At 72.6% G+C, this 9,485-nt stretch carries 7 protein-coding genes; 4 read left to right on the top strand and 3 right to left on the bottom strand.

Annotated features, from left to right (window positions below; genetic code table 11):
• The 4 genes from N869_RS09915 to N869_RS09900 form a co-directional block, all read left to right on the top strand.
• The coding region (locus N869_RS09915) for a glycosyltransferase family protein (protein WP_232229688.1) at positions 1-1,186 on the top strand (1,186 nt) is incomplete at its 5' end.
• Positions 1,187-1,250: 64 nt separating this feature from the next.
• Positions 1,251-2,285: a class I SAM-dependent methyltransferase gene (locus tag N869_RS16580; RefSeq protein ID WP_052105351.1), complete on the top strand. Its 1,035-nt coding sequence runs from the start codon at positions 1,251-1,253 to the stop codon at positions 2,283-2,285.
• Positions 2,286-2,301: 16 nt separating this feature from the next.
• Positions 2,302-4,701, top strand: coding sequence for a glycosyltransferase family A protein (locus N869_RS16575; protein WP_052105349.1), 2,400 nt, complete (start codon positions 2,302-2,304; stop codon positions 4,699-4,701).
• 45 nt (positions 4,702-4,746) lie between these two features.
• The gene (locus tag N869_RS09900; RefSeq protein WP_035060962.1) at positions 4,747-6,702 is read left to right on the top strand and encodes a SpoIID/LytB domain-containing protein; all 1,956 of its coding nucleotides are present in this window, start codon (positions 4,747-4,749) and stop codon (positions 6,700-6,702) included.
• A 2-nt stretch (positions 6,703-6,704) separates the two neighbouring features.
• On the opposite strand, the gene N869_RS09895 is transcribed toward N869_RS09900, so the two are convergent.
• The 3 genes from N869_RS09895 to N869_RS09885 form a co-directional block, all read right to left on the bottom strand.
• The gene (locus N869_RS09895; protein WP_232229687.1) at positions 6,705-7,799 is read right to left on the bottom strand and encodes a glycosyltransferase; all 1,095 of its coding nucleotides are present in this window, start codon (positions 7,797-7,799) and stop codon (positions 6,705-6,707) included.
• A gap of 16 nt (positions 7,800-7,815) precedes the next feature.
• On the bottom strand, positions 7,816-8,610 hold the full coding sequence (locus tag N869_RS09890) for an ABC transporter ATP-binding protein (protein WP_035060960.1): 795 nt from the start codon (positions 8,608-8,610) through the stop codon (positions 7,816-7,818).
• Positions 8,597-9,485: ABC transporter permease (locus N869_RS09885; RefSeq protein WP_035060958.1), on the bottom strand; the 889-nt coding region annotated here is incomplete at its 5' end. The genes N869_RS09885 and N869_RS09890, both read right to left, overlap by 14 nt.

Raw genomic sequence — 9,485 nt, 5'->3', positions numbered from 1 at the left:
GGGCCGGTCCGCGGTGCCCCCGACCACCGCCTGCGCGGGCGACTCGGTGGTCGTGCTGCGGTCCGACCCACCGGCACCTCGCCACGGTGAGGCGCTCGAGGGCACCTTGCAGGCCGCACGCCGGACCCACGAGCGGTGGCTCGCCTCCGGCCTGGCCGCCTCCGCGGTCGACCTGGGGCCGGGGGTGGGAGTCGTGGCCCGGCGGCACCTGGAGTCACGCAGCGTGGAGCACGTCCCCCTCCTGGTCCGCGACCGCGGCTCCGCTCCCCTGCGGTGGGCGGTGAAGATCGGCACCCAGGTCGCGTCCGAGCGTGAGAGCTGGGGCGACTGGCACTACGCCCTGGCGCTGCGTGAGCAGCTGGAGCTGCTCGGTCACCAGGTGACGATCGACACCCGCACCTCCTGGTACCGCCCCACGGCCCACCTCGACGACGTGGTGCTCGTGCTCCAGGGCCGGGGCCGGTACCGCCCCAGCCCGGACCAGGTGTCCATGCTGTGGCTGATCAGCCACCCCGCGGAGGCACCGGCGACGGCCGTCGGCGACTACGACGTGGTGCTCAGCGCCTCCACGGCGTGGTGCGAGCAGGTGGCACCGTTCGCGCGGACCGCACCCGAGCTGATGCTCCAGTGCACCGACCCCGACCGGTTCCACCCCGGCGCGCCGGACCCCGCCTGCGCCCACGAGGTCCTCATGGTCGGCAACGCCCGAGGGCCGCGACCCGCGGTCGCCGCGGCCCTCGAGGCCGGACTCGTGCCCGACGTGTACGGACAGCGCTGGGAAGGGCTGCTCCCCGACGGTGCGTGGAAGGGGGCGTACCTGCCGAACGAGCAGCTGGCCGCCCACTACCGCAGCTCCGGTGTGGTCCTCAACGACCACTGGGACGAGATGAGACACTGGGGCATCGTGTCCAACCGGCTCTTCGACCTGGTCGCGTGCGGAGCACGGGTCATCAGCGACGACATCCCCCAGATCAAGGAGACGTTCGAGGACGTGGTGCTGACCTTCACCACCGCCCAGGACATCCCCACGCTCGTGAGGGCCCACCGCGACGAGACCCCCGAGGACGTCGAGCGGCGCATGGCGCTGTCGCAGACCGTGCGGCGGGAGCACTCGTTCGCGGCCCGGGCGAAGACCTTGTCGGACCGCGCGACAGCGCACCTGGCCGCCCGGGTCGGGCACCGGTGACGGCGACCGACCCCGCCACCTCACCACGCCGACCCGCCCACGCCGTACACCCGGAGGAACGACGATGACCCGGTACCTGACCCCTCACCGCGTGGCCCTGGCGACCGGTGCGCTGGCGGGCGTCGCCGCCCTGGTCCTCGGGTTCCTGGACCGGCCCGGGCCGGCCGTGGCCCTGCTGGCCCTGGCAGTTCTGGCACTCACGGGGCTGGTCGTGGGCCAGCACCGGGAGGTGGTGCGGGCACGCAAGGCCGCCGAAGGGACCCGTCGGGAGATCGAGGCGCTGCGCCGGACCGTCCCCACCGCCAAGCAGGCGGGCAAGGTCGCCGACCGCGTCGAGGCGATGGAACGTCGCGTCCTGACCGCGCTGACCACGTTCCAGTCCGAGGCACGGGCCTGGAACCACTCCCGGGGCGAGGAGCACGCCCGGGAGGCGCAGGCCGTCAAGCAGCTGCGCTCGGCGGTGCGCGCCATGACGCAGGACGTGGACGCCGCGATCCAGCTCCACGACCTCGTGGAGGCCCGTGACCTGATCCCGCTCACCGGTGGCTGGGCCATCGACACGCGCAGCCTGCACTCCCTGGTGTCGTTGGTCCGCACGACGCGGCCGCGCACCGTCGTGGAGCTCGGCGCCGGGACGACGACCGTGTGGCTCGGGTACCTCCTGGAGCGGGACGGGGGCCGCCTGGTCAGCGTGGACCACCTCCAGCGGTATGCCGACGCGACCTCCCAGCAGGTCGCCCGGCACGGCCTGGAGGCCGTGGTCGACCTGCGCGTCGCCCCGCTCGCCGAGGTCGAGGTCGACGACGTCACCCGCCCCTGGTACGAGCCGTCCGCGCTGGCGGACGTCACCGCGATCGACATGCTGGTGGTCGACGGCCCACCGCAGCGCACGGCGGACCTGGCCAGGTACCCGGCGCTGCCGCTGCTCGTGGACGCGCTCGCCGACGACGCGTGGGTCGTGCTCGACGACGCCTCACGGCACGACGAGCGTGAGACGGTCCGGCGCTGGCTGGAGGAGATCCCCGGCCTGACCCGAGTCCCCACCCCCGCCGACGACCTCGCCGTGCTGCGCTACCAGCGGCCGGGCGCCTCCGCGTAGTCGCCAGGAGACCACAGTGACCAGCACCTCCGCTCCCGTTCCCCTGCCCCCCACCCACGTCACGCGCCGGCACCTGGCCCGACCCGAGGACCCCCGCTCCCTGGGCCGGACCGTCCTTCGGAACCGGGCGCGCGCCGGCCGGGACCTGCTGGCGCTGGGCGCGACCGGGGACCGGCACACCTTCGACGGGCTCCTGCCGCTGCTGTCCCGCCCCCGGCAGCACGACCTCCGTTGGCCGTGGCTCATCCCGTTGGCACGGGTGCTGGCGCTCCAGCCGGCCCGCGAGGACGACCTGGCCACGGCCCTGAGGATCCTCGAGACCGCGCCGGCCAAGTTCGTGGACGTCGAGGCCCGGTCCCTGCACGGGCACCTGCTCGCCGCGACCGGGGACCGCAGAGGCCTCGAGCGTCTGGCACGGACCTTCCCCGACGAGGTGGAGGACCTGGACGCGATCCGCGCGAACCTGCTGAACCCCCACCTGCGCGCGGACGGCGACCCCACCCTGTGGGCCGCCGCCCTGGAGAAGGTGTTCGCCGTCCGGGGACTGGTCGACACCCGCATCGGGGACCCCACCGCCCCGTCACCCCTGGAGACGTTGACCGGCCCCACCAGGGCCGCCGTCGACGGTCCCAAGGTCACCGTCATCACCACCACGTTCCGGCCCGGACCGTCCCTGCTGACCGCCGTCGGGTCGATCCTGGCCCAGAGCTGGCACAACCTCGAGGTGCTGGTCGTGGACGACTGCTCCGGCCCCGAGCACCAGGAGGTCCTGGAGCAGGTGGCCGCGCTCGACGAGCGGGTGCGGGTGCTGCGCCAAGAGGTCAACGGCGGTACCTACCGGGCACGGAACCTGGGGCTGGAGCACGCGACCGGAGAGTTCGTCACCGGCCACGACGACGACGACTGGGCGCACCCCGACCGGATCGCCCGCCAGGCGCAGGTCCTGCTCGAGTCCCCACGGGTGCCCGCCACGTTGTCGAACGCCGTGCGCGCCTCGGACGTCCTGGAGGTCGCCCCGCTCGGACGGTCGGCGACGGGCACCTACGCGCCGTCCTACATGGTGCGCCGCGAGCTGGCCGAGCGAGCGGGCCGGTACCACCCCGGTGCGCGCAAGGCCGCGGACAACGAGCTCGTCCGCCGTGTGGAGGCCATGACGGGTGAACGCACCGTCCTGGTCACCGAGGCCCTGAGCGTCTACCACAACCGGGTCGGGTCGCTGTCGAAGGCCGACTTCGCCCCCGGTTGGGTGCACCCGGCACGCCTGGCCTTCTGGGCCCTGTCCCGCACCACCTTGGGACGGGTCGCCCGTGGGGCCCTCGAGGCCCACCAGGCCGTGGCACGCACCGCCGTCCCGCAGAGGCTCAGCAGCGATCCACGGACCAGCCGCTCCTACGACGTGCTCGTGGTCGCCGACTGGAGTCGAGGCGCCGAGGCGCAGGCCCTGGTGCCCGAGCTGCGTGCCCTCACCGACGCCGGCCACCGGGTGGGTGTCACCCACGTCGAGGACGTCCGCTACGCCGGCCCCCGGCGACGACCGCTCGAGCCACGCATGCTCACCATGGCGAACGCAGGGGACGTGGACGTGGTCATGCTCGACGACGTCGCGCACGTCGCCACAGCACTGGTACGCAGCCCCGGCGCGTTCGAGGTGCCGCCCGACGTCGACCGGACCATCGAGATCGACCGGGTCGTCATGCTCCTGGACACGGTGGCGGCCCCCGGGGCCCGCGGCCCGCAGGCGATCGACCCCGTGGGCTGCCACCGGGCAGCCACCGCGCTCCTCGGCACCGAGCCCACGTGGCTGACCCCAAGCGCCGACGTGCGGCACGCACTCCTCGCAGCCATGCCAGCCGACCTCCACGACCGGGTGCACGGGACCGACGTGGGCGGCGTGGTCGACCAGGAGCTCCTGGCGGCGCCGCGGCCCGACAGGCTGCACGGGCCCGCGACCCTCGGGCTGCGGGTGCCGGTGGGTGACCACGCCGAGCTGGACCGTGTCGCCGCCCACCTCACCGATGTCCAGGACGTGCGCTGCATCGGTGCCGTGGAGTCCTGGCGAACGGTCGAGAGCACCGACAGGTGGGTCCGGTACGAGGACCGCGAGCTGCCCGCCGAGGTCTTCCTCGCACAGGTCGACGTCCTCGCGCACCCCTGGAAGGGCACCGGGGTGCCACGCTCGCTGCGGGCGGCGATCGCCGCCGGGTGCATCGCACTCGTGGACCCCGCACTCGAGCCGGTGCTCGGGCCCGCAGCACGGTACGCCGCGCCGCAGGACGTGGCCGCAGAGCTGCTCGCCATCCAGGACGAGCGCTGGGAGTACGCGCAGAACGTCCGGTCTGCACGCGCACACCTGAGCGCGACCTGCACCGGCCCCGGCTTCGTGGCCGACCTGCAGGAGGCCGGCGTGCTGACCTGACGTCTGCGGCTCAAGGTCGGCACCCATCGCGTCGACGTTGATCACATGCGTCGCGCCTGGACCGTCCTCGCCCTGACCGGACTGCTGCTCGGAGCGGCCAGCACCACCCCGACCCCGGCCACCGCCGCGGAGGAACGCTACGTCCCACCGGCCAGCGGGTCGTGGACGGTCGACGGGCGCGGCTGGGGCCACGGGATCGGGATGTCCCAGTGGGGAGCCCAGGGAGCTGCGCTCCAGGGCCTCACCGCGACGCAGATCCTGGCCTTCTACTACCCCGGGACCACGCAGGGGACCGTCACCAACCGGGTGGTCCGTGTCCGCCTGAACGCCCTCGCCGGTAGGTCCCAGGCCACCGTCACCGCCCCCGCGGGGCAGTCCGGCTTCACGCTCCAGCCCGTCGGCGGCGGCACCAGCCGGCAGGTCAGCGCCAGGCACCTCACCGTCACCCGCAGCACCAGCGGCTACCGGTTCCAGGCGCGCACCACCCCCGGCGGAGCGGTCACCAGCACCGTGACGGTCGCGGCCGACCAGGTGAACGTCACCACCGGGGACGGTGTCCAGGTGGGCCCGACGCTGGGCGGGGACTGGACCTGGTACCGCGGGACCCTCCGACTCACGCCCCCGGAGACCGGGACCTCGACCAGCACGTTCGACGTCGTCAACGACGTCGCCCTGGAGACCTACCTGCGTGGCGTGGTACCCAACGAGGTGCCTGCCGGCTGGCACACGGAAGCGCTCAAGGCGCAGTCGGTCGCGGCCCGCAGCTACGTGCTGTCGACCCTGAACGAGCGCCGGTACTCCGACACCTGCGACACCACCGCCTGCCAGGTGTACCGAGGCCGGTCACGGTCGGTGGGCGGCCAGGTGACGAGCAGCGAGCACTCCCGGACCGACGCGGCGATCACGGGGACCGCACGCCAGGTGCGCCTGCACAACGGCGCTGTGGCCTTCACCCAGTACTCCTCGACCAACGGCGGCTTCTCACGTGCCGGTTCCCGGCCCTACCTGGTCGCCAAGGCCGACCCCTACACCGGGACGGCCACCGGGGACACCCGGACGTCCTGGACCGAACAGCTGTCGGTCTCGACCGTCGCCCGGCACTGCCCGGGGTCCGGGGGGACGCTCCGCGCCCTCGTCGTGACCGCTCGGGACGGCAACGGCGAGCTGGGGGGCCGGATCACCGGCGCGAGGGTGGAGTGCAGCACGGGCAACGCGAACATCACCGGCAACACCAACCTCGCCTTCGGGCTCTTGTCCCACTGGTGGCGGCCCCGCGCGGCGGCTCCCACACCGACGCCCACCCCCACCACCCCACCGGCACGGACGGCCGAGTACCACCTCACGAACTCCTGGGGGCCGTCGGCCGATCACGTGTTCCGGTACGGCACCATGCAGGACACCCCGCTCCCCGGTGACTGGGACGGCAACGGGCGCGACACCCTCACCCTGCGCGACGGCGCCCGCTTCCACATCACCACCAACCTGGGAGGGCCGGCAGCCCGTGTCCTCACCTACGGGCGGGTCGGCGACGTCGTCCTGGTCGGGGACTGGAACGGGGACGGCAACGACACCCTCGCGGTGCGACGCGGGCGGGAATACCACATCAAGAACAGCATCTCCGACGGCGCCGCCGACGTCGTCGTCCGCTACGGACGCCCCGACGACGTCGTCCTGGTCGGCGACTGGAACGGGGACGGCAACGACACCCTCGCGGTGCGACGCGGGCGGGAATACCACATCAAGAACAGCATCTCCGACGGCGCCGCCGACGTCGTCGTCCGCTACGGACGCCCCGACGACGTCGTCCTGGTCGGCGACTGGAACGGCGACGGCAACGACACCCTCACCGTCCGACGCGGGAACCGGTACCACGTGCGCAACTCCCTCACCGACGGCGTCGCGGACCTGATCCAGCCCTACGGACGCGTCGACGACGAGGTGTTCTCCGGGGACTGGAACGGCGACGGCCGCGACACGCTCGGGATCCGTCGTCCCGTGTGACCTCAGGCCCCGGTGCCGCGTACCCCGCCGGCAGCACAGCGGAGCGCCTCGAGGAACGTGCCGGCGTGCGCCGACCAGTCGTGGTCACGACGTGCTGCCGCATGACCGGCACTCCCCAACCGGGCACGCAGCTGCGGGTCGCGCGCCAGAGCCACCACGGCCTCGGTGACGGCCTCCACGTCACCGAACGGCACGACCACACCAGCCCCCGCACCCTCCACCAGGTCGACGGCCAACGGCAGCGGCGTCGTCACCACCGGCACGCCGTGCGCCATGTACTCGATCACCTTGGTCGGCATGCTGTGCCTGAAGTTGGGGACGTCGTGCAGGAGTGACAACCCCGCCAGGGCACCGGAGACATGACCGAACGCCTCGGAGGACGGACGGAACCCCCACCACGTCAGCACCCCCCGCTCGTGCGCGGCCCTGAGCAGGGCGGTCGCCTCGGGATCCGCACCACCCACCACCACCACCTCGACACCCACACCCAGGTGCGTCAGCCTCGCACCCAGCTCGCACAGCTCCCGCGCGCCCCGGACCACCGACACCGAGCCCACGTACACCACGCGACCGCCGCCTGGCTCCACGACCTCGGCCGGGACCTTCACCGTGTTCGGGACGACCGGGTGGGGGCGACGGAACCTCTCCTGATAGGCGTGCTCGGCAAGCAGGAGGCCCACCCGCGACTCCACCCGACGCTCGGCCCGACGAACCGCCGCCGCCGCGACCCGTCGCACCGGGACCGGCAGCCACGGCTTGACCAGCACCGCCGCCGCGGTGTCCTCGTGCACGTCCCACACCACCGGGGCCGCCACACGTCGCGACAACGCCAGGAGGAGCTCGGGGTCGTGCAGCAGGACCACGTCGTGGGCGGCGGCCTCAGCGGCCAGCAGGCGCCGTGCCGCTCCCAGCGCGGCGAGACGGCGCCGGCCCCGTGCCCGAGGGACGTCCAGGACCCGCAGACCCTGCACGTCCTCCTCGGCGACTCCGTACCCACGCCACGGAGCCGCGTACGTCACTTGCCACCCGGCGCCCAGCATCGCGTCGATCTGCCGGTGGCGGATACGTGAGTCCTGCGGGTGGTGCACGGTGGTCACGACGAGCACCCGCACGTCAGGGCCGCTTCTTCTTCGCCGCGCGCAACGCCTTGATGAACGCCGAGTACTCGGCGGTCACCTCCTTCGCCGGGCCGTCGGCACGGACCTGCCCCTGCTCGAGCCAGATCGCCCGCGTACACGTGTTGCGGATGGTGGTCGCCGAGTGACTCACCATGAACACCGTGCCCGCCTCCTCACGGATCCGCTCGATCCGCTCGGCGCTGCGGCGCCGGAACTCCGCGTCGCCGGTGGCCAGCGCCTCGTCGATGATGAGGATCTCAGGCGTGCGTGCCGAGGCGATCGCGAACGCCAACCGTGCCGACATGCCCGAGGAGTACGACGACATGGGAAGCTTGACGAAGTCCCCGACGCCCGAGAACTCCACGATCTCGTCGAACTTCTCGCGCACCTCGCGTCGCGTCAGACCACGCGCCAACCCACCCAGCATGATGTTCCGCTCACCACTGAGCGACTTCATCAGGGCGGCGTTGACACCGAGCAGCGCGACGTCGGACCGCGAGTACAGCTGACCACCCGAGATCGGGATCAGACCCGCCACCGCACGCAGCACGGTGCTCTTGCCCGACCCGTTGCGTCCCACCAGGCCGATCGACTCGCCCTCGCGGGCGATGAACGACAGGCCCTTGACCGCCTCGATCTCGTTCACCGCACCCACGTGCTTGCCCGCACGCCCGACCAGACGCGACCACCGCGACGTCGGCGCAGCCTCCAACGCGTTCCGCGCCCCACCGAAGGTCCGGTAGCTGATGCGGACGTCGTGCGCCACGACCGTCGGCTCACTCGCGGCCATAACGGTGCTCCGCTCGCCAGAAGACATAGGTGCCTGCGACCACGAACAGCACGGCCCAGCCGGCAGCGACCCCCCACAGCACGGGGTCCTGGGGGTGACCGGACAACATGCACGAGCGGACCAGGTTCAGGTACACGGCCACCGGCTGGTACTGCATGACCAGGCCCAACGCACCCGGGGCGTAGGCCTCGATGCTGAAGAAGACGCCCGAGACGTACCGGGCCAGACGCACCACGAGCGGGACGAGGTTCAGCACGTCACGCGACGCCGAGGCGGCGCGGGCCACGAGCATCCCCAGTCCGGTGCAGAACACGAACAGCAGGACGACCGCCGCGGGCAGGAGCAGCCACTCGAGCTGGATGGGCTCACCGGCGAGCGGCAGGATGATCAGCAGCACCCCCAGCGCCGGCAGCAGGATCAGCGTCTCTGCCATGGCGATGGAGATCGGGAGCACAGCCCGCGGGAACCGGACCGAACGGATCAGCGACTGGTGACCCGTGATGGCTTTCGCACCCGCCGACAGCGCGCCCGCGATGAACAAGAAGATGAAGATGCCGGTCGCGAGGAAGGCGACATAGTTGTCCGTCCCCCTGCTGACGTCCAGCAGAAAGCCGAAGACGAAGAAGTAGGCGCCGACGAGGAGCAGCGGGTTGAGCGCAGCCCACAGCTGACCCAGGTAGTTGTTCTGGTTGCGGTCGTAGGCCTTCGCCTTGGCCAGCTCGACCGTCAGGGCGCGGTGCCGCCACACGTCGCGCAGGTAGGCGGCCAGACCCGGTTTGGAGTCGACCCGCCGCAACCCGTGCTCGGTCGCCAGTGCCAGCGCCTCCTGCGCCGACCCGGGTGCCGACGGGCCACCGTGCTCGCCGTCGGTCGCC

This window comes from Cellulomonas bogoriensis 69B4 = DSM 16987 (assembly GCF_000767165.1).
GTDB lineage: Bacteria > Actinomycetota > Actinomycetes > Actinomycetales > Cellulomonadaceae > Actinotalea > Actinotalea bogoriensis.
Note: the sequence above shows the minus strand (reverse complement) of the source record. Positions and strands in the feature narration are given on the sequence as shown.